Origin of the sequence: Pantoea sp. SIMBA_079 (assembly GCF_046940275.1) — a bacterium.
Taxonomy (GTDB): Bacteria; Pseudomonadota; Gammaproteobacteria; order Enterobacterales; family Enterobacteriaceae; genus Pantoea; species Pantoea borealis.
In genome coordinates this window covers 1-259 of sequence record NZ_JAWRYR010000522.1, presented here as the reverse complement: position 1 = coordinate 259, position 259 = coordinate 1, and the positions used below count along the sequence as shown (strand labels likewise).

The 259-nt window shown below is 65.3% G+C and carries 1 pseudogene; it reads right to left on the bottom strand.

The features are described from left to right. A pseudogene (locus tag SB719_RS21045) lies at positions 1–259 on the bottom strand (hypothetical protein); the annotation flags it as partial.

The window sequence follows — 259 nt, the reverse complement described above, 5'->3', positions numbered from 1 at the left end:
ACGGGCTGGGCCTTGATGACCTCCAGATGCGCCGGGTCGTCGGTGTAGCGCTTGAAACGCAGCAGCTTGCAGAACGGCTTGACCAGCGCATCGAGCTGCACGACCGGGTAGGTCCGCTCGTTGTCGTCGTTCGCGACCGCGTGGATGTCGAAGTCGGGCTTCTCGTAATCCTTGCCGATGCGGTACAGCAGCTCGTTGGCGGCCGCGATCTGGCCGGAGCCGGGCAGGTTCGACAGCCAGGTGCTGTCGGCACCGAAGG